The organism is Fontibacillus panacisegetis, assembly GCF_900102215.1.
In the GTDB taxonomy this organism is placed as follows: Bacteria; Bacillota; Bacilli; order Paenibacillales; family Paenibacillaceae; genus Fontibacillus; species Fontibacillus panacisegetis.
Genome location: NZ_FNBG01000003.1, coordinates 184,803 through 199,843, shown reverse-complemented (window position 1 = coordinate 199,843; position 15,041 = coordinate 184,803). Strand labels below are relative to the sequence as shown.

Sequence of the window (15,041 nt, the reverse complement as noted above, 5' to 3'; positions counted from 1 at the left end):
TCATGATAGTGTGGCTATGAAGTAATTAAAGTGAAACTTGGGAGGAGAATTGATATGAAGAAGCTTATTGTTAATCTCTGTGGCATGGTTGCAAGCTTTTCGCTTTTCATTACGGCATTGAATGTAAATACCAACTGTATTGCGTTTATCCATCAACCGAAGCTGCCCAAGGGAGCAGAGCGACTTCGTAAATTCTAATGGCAGCTCAATTATTGGACAAAATGATAGCACAGCTTATTCACTCGGGTAGTATACGAGAAGATGATAAAGACCTTTACGCTTACGGCTTGCAGCAAGGTCTTTTTATTATCTTGAATGTACTAACGACTGTCGCGATTGGCTTAATCAGCGGGATGTTTTGGCAGAGTATTTTGTTCATGGCTGCTTATCTTCCGTTACGCTCATTTGCTGGTGGATATCATGCAAAAACACAATTATTATGTTATTTGTATTCCATCATGTTAACCTCGGCAGTGCTTTGGGCAATTAAGCTGATTCCGTGGACGAATTCTATATGCTTGGGATTGGCCTTGCTAGCAGGTGCTGTCATTTTTATTCTTGGACCTGTCGAGGACAGTAACAAGCCACTGGATCAAATAGAAATAGCAACGTACAAAAGGCGGACGAGGGCGATTCTGCTATTTGAAATGTCTATCATTGTATTAATGCTGGGAGTAGGACACAATGATATTCTTCCTGGTATGTCCGTATCTCTGTTTGCGTTGAGTGTTATGCTGGTGCTTGGGAAAGTAAAAAAACATAATAAAGAGCGTGATTTTGTTTAATCAATATCAGCATGTTTATCTGATTAAGGAGATACGATGAGGAGTATAATTTTATTACTAGCGGTATTGTTTATACTGTCAGGCTGTAACTCTAACATGAAAATTGAGGGATATGTTATTCAGAAGGATGAAGGAAAGATTCTTTTATTTGAAGGCATTACTAAGAACCAACTGAAAGAATCATTAGAAAGTGATGATCCATTGGAATTAAGTTATCCAGCATACTCCATCCGCGTCGGACACAGCACATACCAGGAGATAGAGATCGGGCAAAAGGTGGCAGTGGAAATTAAGGGTGGTATTGATGATGCATATCCGGCGCAAGCAAACGCGAAAAATGTAAGGATAATATCTGAATAATCCAAATTCGGTTTTTTTAAAAGACTATTGCACTGGTGTAATTGTCAGATGCCGTTCTTTGCTTTTAGTAATACTATGGTCTGGCAATAATTTTTCAGTTCGTAGAATAGTCTTTAGACGTGGAGGAGTTGCGGTTCGTGATCTTGGAGCGTTTCGGTTCAACAACGTTCTTTCGAGCTTCAGACTTAGAAACGTGGCCCAGAGCTCCGAAGTAACGCTGGTGCTGTTCGCGGGAATAAACTTTCAGGGATCTTTCCGTGTGTTCCGTGGCAGCCAAAGTGTGGCGAATTTAAGCAATTTTAATTTTAACAACGTCACTTCTTCGTTTATTTTGGTAGGCCGCAATCTTACGAATAACGAGATTACTCGGATTCAAAGCACAAGTACACCTCCAAGAGACATCCTCATCATCAGACAATAATGAGCAAATGTGTAATCTGAGATAGAGGATTGAAAAGAGCAGCTCGTTCCTATTTAGGAGAGCTGCTTTTTTCTGCCAAAGAAATTAGTTATACGGACTGAAGTTAGTTCTTTATGATGTCTATCATTTGTTGCATAGCCCTCTTGGCTTCCGGAATAGGAAATACAGGGAATACATGGTTCATTTTGGGGTACTCAAAATAATTAATGGCTACTTTTTCTTGTTCAGCTAATGTCTTGAATTTTCGAGCATCGGGCAGGAATAATTCGTGAGTACCTGCAAATAATGAAATTTTGCCTAAGCCTTGCAGAGGGCCGTTGATCGGACTTAATAAATAATTACTGGTTGCTGTTTCCCCGGCATAAGCTTTACCGACCTCAATCAATAGCTTCGCATCCAGCATAGGCTCTTTATTTTCCATTCCTGCTATGTCCGGATGACTTAAGGTGATGTCCAAGCCACGGGGAAAGAAGGATAATGTTGCCTGGTTGCGAAATCCCTTGTTCCAATAACAATTGTGTTAAAGCTAGTGCAAAGCCGCCACCTGCGGAGTCGCCCATCAATACAATATTTTCTGGCGAAACCTTGGTTAATAAGTCTTCATAAATAGGAAGAACCTTCTCAAAGGCTTCCTTATATTGATGATTTGGTGCTTTGGGATACACAGGGACAGATATCGTTCCATTCAACTTTTGGGTTAATTGATATAAAAAACGCCAATGCCATGATAGTGGCTGTTCGATATACCCTCCACCATGCAAATATAAAATTTGTCGTGTATCCGGCTGTGAGGTCGATTTCAACATGTAGGTATCTAATGAATAGGTATTAATTTTCAGTATATTATATTTTTGTTGCAGCTTAGCGGGTAGTACATAAGGGGTTTCATTAGCTATCCTTTTTTGTTCCATATAAGTGGCAGTATTAATTTGCTTTTTAGTTAGTATTAATAATCGTTCGACAAGAAAGCTTTGCCAACTTCTCATCCTGCTGACCTCCTTGCTGTGGATACAACTCATATCAACTATAGAACTTCCCTTGATATATGTATAATACCAATTCATCATGATAAAATATATTTAATTATAATTAATCAACCTAAATATATTTTTAAGGATGAGAATTCATGAATATTATACAACTACAATATTTGATTACGGCTGCGGGTTATGGGTCTTTTACTAAGGCTGCTAGTGTGCATCATATGACAGTACCCACGATTAGCCAATCGGTACGGCAGCTGGAAGAAGAATTGGATACCGTGATCTTTCATCGCACGAAGAAAGGGATTGTTCCAACGAAAGAAGGACAGCTTGTACTTCAACACGCAGCATCCATTCTCAAAAGCGTGGATTTGATGAAGCAAGAACTTTCACATCTTAAAGAGGAATATTCAGAAAATATTATCATTTCCACCATACCTGGATTGGTTCCACAGGTTGTCCAGACTACTATTGAATTTGCTGGAAAATATCCTTTGCTCAATGTTCAAATGATAGAGGGAGATACGCAGACAGTAATGAATCACGTCAATGAAGGGCATGCAAGTATGGGTTTGATTTCTTACAGCTCTAAGCAGCAACAGGATGCTTCTTTGGACTGGATGCCTATAATACAAGGCAATGCCGTATTGATTGTGAACAAGAATTCATCGCTTCGTTTTTTGAACACGGTAACTGCTGAAGATTTAAAGAATGAAGTATTTGTCCTTTATAAAGATGAAGATATCGAACGGATTGCTCAACATTTGGTATCTGAGCATCCTTCAAACCGTATTGCCCTATCAAGCAACAATATGGAGGCCTTATATCAAATGGTTGTTAAAGGAGATACCATTACGATTGGACCTGATTTTATCCTGCATTCTTTGCCTGCAAGCTATCAAAAACAGATCGTGACTATTCCATTGAAGCAGTATCATTCCGATCCGGTTATTTTAGGGAGAATCACTAGAAAAAAAGAACAAGCCACAAGGATGGTAGAAGAGTTCACGGCCAGGCTATCAGAGTTGCTCAATGGAATCTAAAATAGTACCCAAAAACTGACGATAAAAAGAAGGTACTATACATAACGTGTTTGGAGCTGAATGTTAATTGAACTTATTAAACGTGCCTTTATTGTAGTGATGCTGTTTTTGGTGACGACGGCTTGCGGAACTGCGGCAACTGAGCAAGTGAAGGTTGATCAAACGGTTACGAAAACGGAAGCAGTGGATATACCTGATGTTTCGACTGTTAATCATATAGATGAGAAGATGAAGAATATATAGCCATGAAGAAATCTAAAATTATTTTTCCGTATAAGCAATCAGAAGAAATGCATCAATCGATTATTTTTCATAAGCTTCGAGAGAAGTTTCAAACTCCACCATCTGCATAGAAAAGGGGCCCAAAAGAACAATGCTTTTGGGTCCTTTTTAAGTTATTGCTCACGCGTAATCTCCTTCAAAAGATTCTCGCTGCTCTTCTCCAGGTGCATGGGGTAGAGTTCGACTTTATCAGGCAGCATTTGTTTGACCGCTGGAAATACAGCAGAGGAAGCATAGATTTGATCAGATTGCTCCAAAATGCTAGCAACCAGCTCTTTATCTGCGCCATATAACCCTACAGTGTTTGCTTGCTTCAGGTGAATACCTGCTTCCTCGACTCGACTAGCCATCCATTCTCCGCCACTTTTCCCGAGACATATAAATGCCACGCTGGCCTCAGCATTTAATCTTGCCATATGGATCAGGGCCGATGGTTCAACCGTTGCGCCTATCACGTGAACTTTATGATCATACTGAGATACAAGCATCTTTACTTGATCGGCATGATTTAATGTGGTTACAACTATGTCGCTTGGGACAAGCACATCTGCAAGATTGACCTCGCCCGATGATAAATCCTCCAGAAATAGTGGAAGGATCTCACAACCGGTGATTCGTTCAATTTCCTTTACATAAAAGGGGTGATCATGTTCTTTACATTCCACAAAAACAATACGCTGCGCTTTGGTTGTTCCTGTGTTGTGCTGCAAAACATAAGCAAGACCGGCTATGAAAAAATCGTGCAATTCAATGCCTTCCGATTGCGCATGGTGAATAGTATCCGTTAGCAAACGCAACATGGGCACACGCTCTCTTTTCAACTGCTCAACCTCAGGGCTATTACATACAATTGTACCCCGGCCCTTATGCATCGAAACGATGCCTTCATCACGCAGTTGATTGTATACCCAATTGATCGTATTTCGATTCAGCCCCAATTCATTGGCCAATTGACTGGCAGCAGGCAGCATGTCTCCGGATTCGATTTCTCCAGTACCAATCATCCATTTAAGCTGTTCCTTGATTTGCGTATTCACACTGAAGGTCATGTTTGGATCAATTTTTAGAAGCAGCTCTTTATGATTCATAAAAACACCCCATTACATAGTTAACTAGTTATATTATAGTTTCTGTTGAGGCTATTGACAACCCGAATGACATATTATATAACTAAATCACTAGATAACTATGTATATAGGAGTGATTAAAAATGAGTGGAAATCAGGCTTCAGCATTTTTTGAAAAAATGAAAGGGAAGGGCAGAACACCACTAAAAGTGCTGCCGGCAAATGCTCTGATCGGTGCGGTGGGCGGATTTATCTCGATTGCGATTTTAGCTTTTTTAACGGAGTTTACGGTAGAAGCATGGATTATGGCCCCTTTTGGTGCAAGTTGTGTACTTGCATTTGGAGTGTGGGATGCGCCGTTGTCTCAACCTCGGAACATCATAGGAGGGCATATGATCTCAACCTTTGTAGGCTTGGTTATGTACCATCTTTTTGGGCAGGGCATTCTTGTTATGGCTGCTGCGGTGGGCCTCGCCATTGGGTTAATGATGTTGACGAAGACAACACATCCACCAGCTGGTGCAAATCCGTTAGTGGTGATTATGGCAGGCAGCGGATGGTCGTTTCTATTTGCCCCAGTGCTGATTGGTGCTGTTGTTATTGTATTGGTTGCGTTATTAGTGAATAACATGGACAAGAAACGGCAGTATCCGACTTTTTGGATATGATGCGAGGGACTATTTACACAATGATCTGTTGGTGTTGTATTATTGATCATTGAGTTGCTTTGGATAACGAGCTATCATTGTAGAATCAAGCCTATTATGGAAGGGTTATACAATGACAATTGAACATGGGGTGAATCAGCTATGGAGCCAATTATTGAAGTGAAGAACTTAAGCAAATCGTATGGCAATGTGCAAGCGGTTAAAGATATTAGCTTTTACGTGGAGAGGGGGAAGATGTTCGCCTTTTTAGGTCCTAACGGGGCCGGGAAATCAACAACGATTGATATTATTTGTACATTTCTTAAGCCCGATTCTGGCACGATTACTATAGATGGTTACCATTTGGGTAAAGACGATGATAAGATACGCTCCGTCATCGGCGCTGTATTTCAAGACGGATTGCTGGATTCTTTACTGACAGTAGAAGAAAATATGAAAATCAGGGGCGGCTTTTATGGGGCGAAAGGAACAAAGTTGGCGGAATCCGTGCAAAAAGCGGCGGAAGCAGCGGGTGTAACCGAGTTCTTGAAACGTCCTTACGGAAATCTGTCAGGCGGTCAGCGCCGACGTGCCGATATTGCGCGCGCACTTGTACATACACCAACCATTTTAATATTAGATGAACCTACAACGGGGCTTGACCCTCAAACCAGAAAAAATGTGTGGGAAATCATTAAAAAGCTGCAAAAAGAAAATAACATGACAGTATTTCTAACCACACATTATATGGAGGAAGCGGCTGATGCGGATTATGTCGTCGTGATCGATAATGGTAACATTGCGGCAAAGGGAACACCAACCGAATTAAAAAACAGGTACGCCAGCGATCAATTAAACCTTTTCTCAGGAGATATTGAGGCATTGACGGAGTTCCTGACAGAAGCACAAATCGAATTTACCCAAAAGGTCGATAAAATAACAATAAATATTCCATCCACATTGGCTGCATTACCGATTCTTGAACAATGCAAACCGTACATAAAAGGCTTCGAAGTTCTAAATGGAACGATGGATGATGCTTTTATAGGTATAACTGGAAAGGAGCTTAGACAATGATTGGGTTCGCTAAACGAAATCTCCTCCTCTTTTTCAAAGATAAAAGTACAGTGTTCTTCTCGTTGCTTGCTGTGTTTATTATTATTGGTCTATATGCCTTGTTTTTGGGCGATGTGTGGACGAGTGAATATAAGGAAATAGCAAATATTCGCTTTCTTATGGATAGTTGGATTATGGCGGGGCTGTTGGCAGTAACTTCTGTAACAACAACCATGGGTGCCTTTGGCACGCTCGTCAGTGATCGGGAAAAGAAAATTATCAAGGATTTTAATTCCGCACCTGTAAGCAGAAGCAGCATCGCCGGTGGATATGTGATTAGTGCATTTCTGATCGGTTGCATCATGAGTGTTGTAGCACTTGTATTAGTGGAAATTTATATCGTGGCCAATGGCGGTAAATTGCTGTCTGTAGTGGCGTTTGGTAAGGTTTTCGGGCTTATATTGGTTTGTACTCTTGTCAATACATCCATCGTCTTTTTTGTAGTCTCCTTCTTTAAAAGCAATAATGCATTTGCTACAGCGAGTACGGTAATCGGGACACTGATCGGTTTTATGACAGGGATCTACCTCCCAGTTGGAGCTTTACCGGATGCTGTTCAGTTCGTGATCAAAATATTCCCTGTATCACACGCTGTATCTATTTTTCGGCAGGTTATTATGGATGTCCCCCTCTCTGAGGCTTTTGCAGGAGCACCCGCTGAGACTTTGATTGAATTTGAGAAAATGATGGGTGTAACCTATTATTTTGGCGATTATGAGGTAACCGCTTGGATCAGTATTCTTGTTCTAATCGTGACAACGGTTGTCTGTTTTGGACTGGCCGTTTTGAATATGACACGCAAAAGCAAATGAGGTAGAAGTTATAAATCAATAATATACGACAAACTGTTGTCGCCTTTGTCCTGTTAAAATAAAGAAATTCATATAAGGAGGGATAACGTGAAAAGTGAGTGTATAACCAAAGACGAAGCTAGACGATTTCTTGTAAATTATCACAATTTAAACGGCAGTCAACACTATAGTGGTTCAGAAGGTGTCATACAATACTTTACTAAAGTGAGGAGCATTCAATATGACCCTCTTCATGTAGTGGGGAGAAATGCTGATTTGGTGCTGCAGTCTAAAATAACGGATTACAAACCGGAAATGCTGAAGAAGCTTTTATATAAGGAACATCTCCTGGTAGACGGGGTTGATAAAGAGATGTGTATCTACTTATCTGAAGACTATTCTAAGTTTGAAAGAATAAGAGCAGCGAGTGGAATGAGCACAAAAAACACATTAGCCCATCGAAACCAGCTGGATGCTCTGGAAATACTTGATGATGTGCGGGATCATATTAGAAAAAATGGTGCGATCGGCTCTAAGGATATTTCTATTTCGATGGGTCAAAACAATGAAAACCGTTGGGGTCACAAGAAATTATCCAGTGCTGCGTTGGACTATCTTTATACTATTGGCGAGTTATGTGTTGTTAACAAGAATGGAACGCAGAAACAATATGATTTTACGGAAAATGTATTACCTTCACATCTGCTTAAGACGGATTCTATTAAAGGTGAGGAGGAATTTTTACTCTGGTATATTAAGCGGCGGGTCAGCAGTGTAGGGATGGTGTGGGACAAAAATGGAGGCGCATGGCAAGGACATTTCCTCTCGGATAAGGTAAAGAGAGAACAAACCTTGAATGAGCTATGTGAAGCAGGTGAAATCATACGGTTGTATGTCGAAGACATTAAAACCCCATTTTACATCAAAAAGGGTGACGAACATCATTTTACGAACACTAGCAAAAACGATCAAATCAGGTTTCTAGCACCTCTCGATAACGTTCTCTGGGATCGGGAAATGGTTAAACAGCTATTTGATTTTGAATATCGTTGGGAAGTATACACGCCTGCAGAGAAACGTAAATATGGATATTATGTTCTGCCCGTTCTCTATGGTGATCAACTGATTGCAAGATTTGAACCAGAGAAGATGAATACAAAAACCCCTTTTACCATCAAAAATTGGTGGTGGGAGCCAGGTATGAAAGTCACAAATGATTTACATGATGCTATCCATACGGCTATCTACGATTTCAGCAGGTATTTAGGTACAGAGTGTTTAGATGATTATTCTAAAATAATAATGCAATGACAAAAGTATCATTGTCAACATTTTCCTCCGTGAAAATTAAAAACTGACACAATATTGTGAAAACTGGCACATTATTACCTTCAATTTTAGATATATACTAGAGTCATAATAAATATAAAGTTGGAGGGGTTACTGTGAAACTGTTTAGAGGATTATTGGTGGCTGGGGTCGCAATTGCATTATTGTCTGGTTGTGGTGGAAATAAGGAAAGTGCTTCGAATGCAACACAACCACCAGCAACTGCTGAGACAACAGATGCTGTAACAACGGCATCCATTGTGAACGATGGCGAAGCTTTTGTTAAGGCAGTGAGTACAGAAGGAACCTGGATTGTTGCTACTCTTAATGACCTTACACTTGATAAAGATGTTGTTGTAGCTGGGGAATTCCGTAATAAAGGTGCAGCAGACGGCGATATCTATCGTAAGATTGCATTGTACGCTCAAGATGCAGACAAGAACATTACTGCACAATATACACTAACTGTACCTAAATTTACTGTACAAAGTGAAAACTTGAAGGTTCAAGGCGGAACAATAAAGGGTGACGTGTACGTAGAAGCAAATGGTTTTAACTTGCATGAAACTGCAACGATCGATGGTAACCTCAACTTTGCAAATGAAGATGTAAAAGCTACTGCAGTACTTGATGGCAAAGTGACCGGAGAGACAAAGGTACAATAATCAACCTAAATCGATACGAATAGCATAAATGAATAAGAGAGCCTTCAGTCAATGGTTATTGCTGAGGGCTTTTTTGCATTTTTAAATAGTTTTAAAAAGAAAATATTGACATTTTTAATAGTAATTATTACGATTAACCACACCCACCTCTTTACCTTTATCTAACGTTACTTCCAGTATTCGTTCAGTCTCAAAGAATTACTGTATTACATTCTCTTCCGAAATCGAGGTGTATAGGGCAAGATGGAGGTCAAGTTTATTAAGACGAATCCGACTCAGAATATGACGATCCTAGTGGAGAGTCATCACACCCGGGATACTTACCAGCAAGTGGCTTCACGTATGATGGCGTATGACCATGTTTGTGCTGAACAGGTTGGATTTATTGAGTTGTCGGAATGCGAGGGGGCTTGGGCACGGCTTCAAATGATGGCTGGAGAGTTTTGCGGCAATGCGACGATGTCTTTAGCGGCGGTGATGGCGTGGAGAAGGAATTTGCGGCCTGGACAGCAGCTGGAGGTTCCACTTGAGGTGTCAGGAAGTAACCGGATATTGATGTGCCAGGTACAAGCGCAGCAGATCGGATATCTGTGTAGGTCAGAAATGCCGATTCCTTTAGCTATTGATAATCTAATGATCAACTGCAACGGCGCGATGATACAGGCTGTGGTTACTCGGTATCCTGGTATTGTTCATACGGTAGTGGAAGTAGACAGTTTTAACAGCTCTATTAGGGATTTTGCGCGGAGGATGGTGAAATGTCCAGAGCTGCTGCAAGGTGAAGCGGCACTTGGGATTATGCTGTATCGGAGGCAAAGTCATGAGCTGGCGCCGCTGATTTATATCCCTGATACGGACACGATGATTTGGGAGCGGGGTTGTGGCTCTGGTGTTGCTACCATAGGTGCATATGTGGCGAAGAAAGAGGGAAGAGACATTCATCTTGAAATTACACAGCCGGGTGGAATGATTGAGGTTTGGGCTCGATGTCACAGGGGAGATATTACGAGTCTGGAGATTCAAGGCCATGTTGATATATCTGCTGTAGGGACTGCGTTTGTTTAGTTTGGATAAATAAGGACTAAGAGGGGGAATAGAATGACCACTCCAGCTATGCTGATACAGCACATGGAAGCTTTTTTATCCGAATTTAGAGAACTGAATATGTCATATGACCAGCATGCCAATAACTATAGCGAAATGGAGAAGACGATTGGTGAATTTACGGCTTTTGTATTAAATCAACAGAATGAAGAGATATGGAAGCAAGTAGAGAGTCAATTCAACAATAATAAGCTAGCCAGGAACATAGCAGAACTTAGGGAGCAGTCCGCTTATTGCGTCTGGGCTATGGAGAAATATAGAGCGATGGAGCTTCTGCTAAACAGGCAGGGCATTGCAGAGTACTTTAATAATATTGAAGCCTGTATTGCAAGTGAATTTGGCCGCTTTGAGATCACTACTGGCTCCAAGGTGCTGTTGATTGGGGCGGGGGCATTTCCGATGACTCCATTGCTTATTGCGAGAAAAACGGGAGCAGAGGTGGTTGGTATCGATATCGATCCGGAAGCAGTAGGTCTGGCAAGAAATGTTGTGAGCTTACTGGGTCAAAATTCCAGCATCAGGATAGAGAATATTACGATCGATCAACTGGATTTTACACAGAGGGCTACACATATCGTGTTTGCATCAACGATCAAAGAGAAGTTTGAGCTATTACAGCAGCTGCACCCATTAACGAATGGGAATGTTGTTGTCGCTATGCGATATGGAAACGGTCTGAAATCTTTGTTTAATTACCCGTTACAGGATGTAGACTCTTCGCTGTGGAGAATCGTGAACCGGGTACAGCAGCCGGGCAATGTATTTGATGTTGCTATTTACAAGAAGGAGGCTTAGTCGTGAAAATTCTGGAGAAAGTCCTTATATTGGGCACAGGCTCAGCGGCGATACAAATTGCGGTTAACCTGAAAAATAATCTGGAATGTAGTGTAGGAATAGCAGGCAGAATTTCAGCGCGATCACAAGCATTTTTTGAAGAGCTGTTTGAAAACAACCATAAATTGTGTGCCCATGTGCAGAACAAGGAGCATCATTTGTTGTCGGGTGAATGCGTTATAAACCATGCCTTTGTTGGCTATGATGCGGTTAACGGGGAGTGGGATACGATGATCTTATCCGTTACGAACGACGCTTATATCAGTGTGTTGAAGCAAATGGATATCGGGATATTGAGGTGTGTAAAATGCATTGTCCTTGTATCGCCAACCATTGGTTCACATCGGATAGTCAGCCATTTTTTGCAGCAATCCGGTTGTAATGCTGAAATTGTTAGCCTGTCAACGTATTATGCAGCGACCAAGGGGAAAAACTCGGCGATTGAAGTATTGACCAAAGGTGTGAAAAAGAAAATCTACTTGGGCTCAACAAGTAAAAACTCCGATGCTGCCCGGCAGCTGATAGATTGGCTTCGTACATTGGGGATTGCCGCTGAATTAACGAGAGATCCCTTTGTAGCGGAGAGCCGAAATATCTCCATTTATGTACATTCGCCGATATTTATGAACGAATACGCATTAAACTATATATTTGGAGAAGACGGGACCTTAAAGTATGCGTACAAGTTTTACCCGGAAGGACCGATCACTCAGTATGTTATACACGATCTGCTCATGCAGTGGGAGGAAATCACAGGGATATTAAATGGCTTTAATGTAGAGCAATTTAATCTGCTTCAATTTATGAATGATGATAATTATCCAGTAAGGACAGAGAGCTTATCACGAGAAGATATTGAGAATTTCACCTCATTTTCTGCGATCAAGCAAGAGTATTTGTTGTATATCCGTTATGCTTCTCTATTAATTGATCCATTCTCGACTCCGGATGCAAATGGCAGGTATTTTGATTTCTCGGCTGTCCCTATCCAGAAGGTATATCAAAATGAGGCAGGTTATTGGTGTGTGCCAAGAGTGCCAAATGAAGATTATTACAGGCTGAAAATATTACAAGGTTTAGCGCGTAATCAAGCATTGGGGACACCTACTATAGATAAAATGATCAATCTCTATGAGCAAAAGTTGAGCTTGTTTGCGCTGATGCATCGGGACTCCTTGTTATCAGATGATTTTGCGCTGAAAAGCCTCGATGAAGAGTTGACATTCGTTTGCTATGAAGATTAACCATCATCCAGCCATCAGCGGGATATTGTATGCGATTGCGTCCAGCTTCATTTTCAGCATCATGAACGCATTCGTGAAAGCAACAGCAGCATCGATTCCTTCTAATGAGATTGTGTTCTTCCGTAGCTTGATAGGAACGATGATGATTGTGTATTTTATGAAAAAAGATAAGGTGCCGTTTTCAAAAGCGGGCATTCCGATGCTGGTTTTACGGGGCTGCTGCGGAGCATTATACATGATTTTTTATTTTTACACGATCGCTCATATGCCTTTGGTGGATGCCATTATTCTTATCAATACATCGCTTATTTTCACGATTCTGCTGTCCAGGCTTTTCCTGAAGGAGAAGATTCCGCCTAAAGTTTATTTCATCATGCCGAGTGTTGTTGCCGGAGTCATGTTTACTATAAAGCCATTCGGATATTCTACTTATTCGATCGTTGCTTTACTGGGGATTTTGGCTGCTTTGTTTTCTGCTGGAGCGGGGATATGCATAAGGTATTTAGGTCAAAAGCATCACACATACGAAATTATATTTTATTTCATGGTCACGGCAACATTGATATCCATTCCTCTCATGTGGAGCAAATTTGTAATACCGAGTGCTGAAGAGTGGTTATATCTGATCTGTATCGGAGTCATTTCCTTGCTGGCACAAGTATTTTTAACTAAGGCTTTTACTCATGAAAATGCGGTGGTCGTCGAAATCGTGCGATACATCGGAATTGCGTTTAATGCGTTGTGGGGCTTTGCCTTTTGGCTGGAAATACCTGATGCGTTCTCGATCATAGGCATGATTCTGATTGTAGGTGGATGTATTGCTATAACTAAAGTGAGAAAAAAAGATTGATAAACGATAGTTGCATAAATCATGCAAAGAGCATTAAAAGAAGCCCTGACCTATGATAGACTTGCTATCTAAGGTTAGGGCCTTTCCGAAAAAATCCAAATGGAATTGGGCTGTTTTTTTCACAGGTCCCATATGGATGGGTTATAACATACCGCCTCAGTTTGAAGCATTCAAAATTCGCAATTTTGGTTATGTTTATATCTGGACTTAAACAGAGAGCATTAAGGTAATTAAGATTGATATGGCATGAGTTCCTGTATAGCATTTTCGAAGAATACCTTTTCAGATGGAGTGATCGTATTCTTTTCTACGCGCATAGAGATGGTTAGTGTTTCTTCCAATGTAGCTATTCCTATGACACGTTTGCCATTGGGTACAAGTGGTGGAACCATTGTAAAATCAGATAGAGCGTATTTTCCATACTGAGCAGGAATATTGAGTTTGGTCAAATTGGTAAGGCTAATTGCTTTAGGATTTCCGTTATAGCCGAACATTTTTTGCATCGTCTTTGCTGCTTTATTCGAATATCCATCAAAGGCAGCGAAGTAGGCTGCGTCAATCAAGGTGGGGGCCAGCCCACTCATGAACTGTAATAAGAAATATTTTTTAGCATTGTTATTCAATTTATCGTAAATAAGGCTGTGTACCACTTGTGCATTTTCCCAGAAATTCTTTGCGTGATCATAAGTGTATTGTATCGAGATTCCACTAGCATAATTTCCCATGCCAGAATAGCCTTCAGGACGTATGCTAACTGCCATACCTACATCTGATTTTTCTTTGGCAGCCTTAATAAATGCGGTTGAAATCGTGGTATTCAGTGTGACGGAATTGGCTTTAGACAACTCTTGCAGTTTAGTGAGATCACCCTTACGTATGTTTTGAGTAAAAATAGCCGCTTCTCGTTCTGTCCAATAGGTGTGAAACATCCATTCATAATCCTCGAAAGAAAAGACCTTCCCCGACTTATTCCACTTTTTGTTTAGTCTTGACATCATAATTCTCAAAAAGGGATTTAACTTGCCGTACTCATCCTTGTTTTCCGTTGACCAGAGCTGTAATGGCTTGTATGTAAGAGGATTACCCGCAAGTGCATTCATAATATCTTCTAGCAAGTACGAAATGGACAGTCCGTCACCCGCAAGGTGGTGAGCTACAATGACTAATCGAACGAAGTTGTCCTGAGGTATTGCGAAAAAACGGATAAGTTCACCTTGCTTTAATTGAAAAGGAATGCGTTCTTGCTGCTTGATTATTTCTTGCCATTCCAGATTAGTAACGCTGAAGGAATAACATGGTTTTGCTTGTACGGAATAATAAGCGTCTCCATCATCAGCAATTCGAATTTTGCATTTCAAAATTTCATTGTTGGATACAGCTCGAGAGATGGCAGATTCAAGTAGATTCAGCTCTACATCACCCGTAATTTGAACCATCACCCCGATGTTGATGTTAGGTGAAAACAAATGTGTGCGTTCCTTACTAATTTTAACGTCCATTATACTTACACCTCTTTCAAA

Annotated in this window: 17 protein-coding genes and 1 pseudogene; 15 read left to right on the top strand and 3 right to left on the bottom strand. The window is 40.8% G+C overall.

Features of this window, described 5'->3' with window-relative positions; genetic code table 11:
• Positions 1 to 54 precede the first annotated feature (54 nt).
• Genes BLS49_RS04970 through BLS49_RS04955 form a run of 4 tightly spaced genes read left to right on the top strand, consistent with a single transcriptional unit; the run spans position 55 to position 1,566 of the window.
• On the top strand, positions 55 to 198 hold the full coding sequence (locus tag BLS49_RS04970) for a cyclic lactone autoinducer peptide (RefSeq protein ID WP_091227211.1): 144 nt from the start codon (positions 55 to 57) through the stop codon (positions 196 to 198).
• Positions 199 to 221: 23 nt separating this feature from the next.
• Complete coding sequence (locus tag BLS49_RS04965; protein ID WP_245742275.1) at positions 222 to 785, top strand: accessory gene regulator B family protein; 564 nt, start codon at positions 222 to 224, stop codon at positions 783 to 785.
• 36 nt (positions 786 to 821) lie between these two features.
• Positions 822 to 1,145 (top strand): DUF3221 domain-containing protein, encoded by a 324-nt coding sequence (locus BLS49_RS04960; protein ID WP_091227208.1) that lies wholly within the window; start codon positions 822 to 824, stop codon positions 1,143 to 1,145.
• A 58-nt stretch (positions 1,146 to 1,203) separates the two neighbouring features.
• On the top strand, positions 1,204 to 1,566 hold the full coding sequence (locus tag BLS49_RS04955) for a hypothetical protein (protein ID WP_091227206.1): 363 nt from the start codon (positions 1,204 to 1,206) through the stop codon (positions 1,564 to 1,566).
• A 103-nt stretch (positions 1,567 to 1,669) separates the two neighbouring features.
• Here BLS49_RS04955 and BLS49_RS04950 read toward each other — a convergent pair.
• Positions 1,670 to 2,477 (bottom strand): annotated as a pseudogene (locus BLS49_RS04950) (alpha/beta hydrolase fold domain-containing protein).
• 215 nt (positions 2,478 to 2,692) lie between these two features.
• On the opposite strand from BLS49_RS04950, the gene BLS49_RS04945 reads away from it, so the two are divergent.
• Positions 2,693 to 3,592: a LysR family transcriptional regulator gene (locus tag BLS49_RS04945; protein ID WP_091227204.1), complete on the top strand. Its 900-nt coding sequence runs from the start codon at positions 2,693 to 2,695 to the stop codon at positions 3,590 to 3,592.
• 60 nt (positions 3,593 to 3,652) lie between these two features.
• Positions 3,653 to 3,835, top strand: a complete 183-nt coding sequence (locus BLS49_RS04940; protein ID WP_091227203.1) for a hypothetical protein — start codon at positions 3,653 to 3,655, stop codon at positions 3,833 to 3,835.
• A gap of 152 nt (positions 3,836 to 3,987) precedes the next feature.
• Here BLS49_RS04940 and BLS49_RS04935 read toward each other — a convergent pair whose 3' ends face one another.
• Positions 3,988 to 4,962: a GntR family transcriptional regulator gene (locus BLS49_RS04935; protein ID WP_091227201.1), complete on the bottom strand. Its 975-nt coding sequence runs from the start codon at positions 4,960 to 4,962 to the stop codon at positions 3,988 to 3,990.
• Positions 4,963 to 5,084: 122 nt separating this feature from the next.
• Here BLS49_RS04935 and BLS49_RS04930 point away from each other — a divergent pair, with 122 nt between their 5' ends.
• The 9 genes from BLS49_RS04930 (at position 5,085) to BLS49_RS04890 (ending at position 13,521) form a co-directional block, all read left to right on the top strand.
• Positions 5,085 to 5,609: an HPP family protein gene (locus BLS49_RS04930; protein WP_091227200.1), complete on the top strand. Its 525-nt coding sequence runs from the start codon at positions 5,085 to 5,087 to the stop codon at positions 5,607 to 5,609.
• 141 nt (positions 5,610 to 5,750) lie between these two features.
• The gene (locus tag BLS49_RS04925) at positions 5,751 to 6,665 is read left to right on the top strand and encodes an ABC transporter ATP-binding protein (RefSeq protein WP_091227198.1); all 915 of its coding nucleotides are present in this window, start codon (positions 5,751 to 5,753) and stop codon (positions 6,663 to 6,665) included.
• A complete protein-coding gene (locus tag BLS49_RS04920; protein ID WP_091227197.1) occupies positions 6,662 to 7,516 on the top strand; it encodes an ABC transporter permease in 855 nt (284 codons plus the stop codon). Before BLS49_RS04925 ends, BLS49_RS04920 begins: the two co-directional genes overlap by 4 nt.
• A gap of 87 nt (positions 7,517 to 7,603) precedes the next feature.
• Complete coding sequence (locus tag BLS49_RS04915) at positions 7,604 to 8,806, top strand: DNA glycosylase AlkZ-like family protein (protein ID WP_217640032.1); 1,203 nt, start codon at positions 7,604 to 7,606, stop codon at positions 8,804 to 8,806.
• A 134-nt stretch (positions 8,807 to 8,940) separates the two neighbouring features.
• Positions 8,941 to 9,489: a polymer-forming cytoskeletal protein gene (locus BLS49_RS04910; RefSeq protein ID WP_091227194.1), complete on the top strand. Its 549-nt coding sequence runs from the start codon at positions 8,941 to 8,943 to the stop codon at positions 9,487 to 9,489.
• A gap of 243 nt (positions 9,490 to 9,732) precedes the next feature.
• Positions 9,733 to 10,554 carry a histidine racemase CntK family protein gene (locus BLS49_RS04905; protein WP_091227192.1) on the top strand — a complete coding sequence of 274 codons (822 nt, stop codon included), beginning with the start codon at positions 9,733 to 9,735 and terminating at the stop codon, positions 10,552 to 10,554.
• 33 nt (positions 10,555 to 10,587) lie between these two features.
• Entirely contained in the window at positions 10,588 to 11,388 is an 801-nt protein-coding gene (locus BLS49_RS04900) for a nicotianamine synthase family protein (protein WP_091227190.1), read from the top strand.
• 2 nt (positions 11,389 to 11,390) lie between these two features.
• A complete protein-coding gene (locus tag BLS49_RS04895) occupies positions 11,391 to 12,671 on the top strand; it encodes an opine metallophore biosynthesis dehydrogenase (RefSeq protein WP_091227188.1) in 1,281 nt (426 codons plus the stop codon).
• Positions 12,661 to 13,521 carry a DMT family transporter gene (locus BLS49_RS04890; RefSeq protein WP_091227186.1) on the top strand — a complete coding sequence of 287 codons (861 nt, stop codon included), beginning with the start codon at positions 12,661 to 12,663 and terminating at the stop codon, positions 13,519 to 13,521. Before BLS49_RS04895 ends, BLS49_RS04890 begins: the two co-directional genes overlap by 11 nt.
• A 230-nt stretch (positions 13,522 to 13,751) precedes the next feature.
• Here BLS49_RS04890 and BLS49_RS04885 read toward each other — a convergent pair whose 3' ends face one another.
• Entirely contained in the window at positions 13,752 to 15,020 is a 1,269-nt protein-coding gene (locus BLS49_RS04885; protein ID WP_091227185.1) for a condensation domain-containing protein, read from the bottom strand.
• Positions 15,021 to 15,041 lie beyond the last annotated feature (21 nt).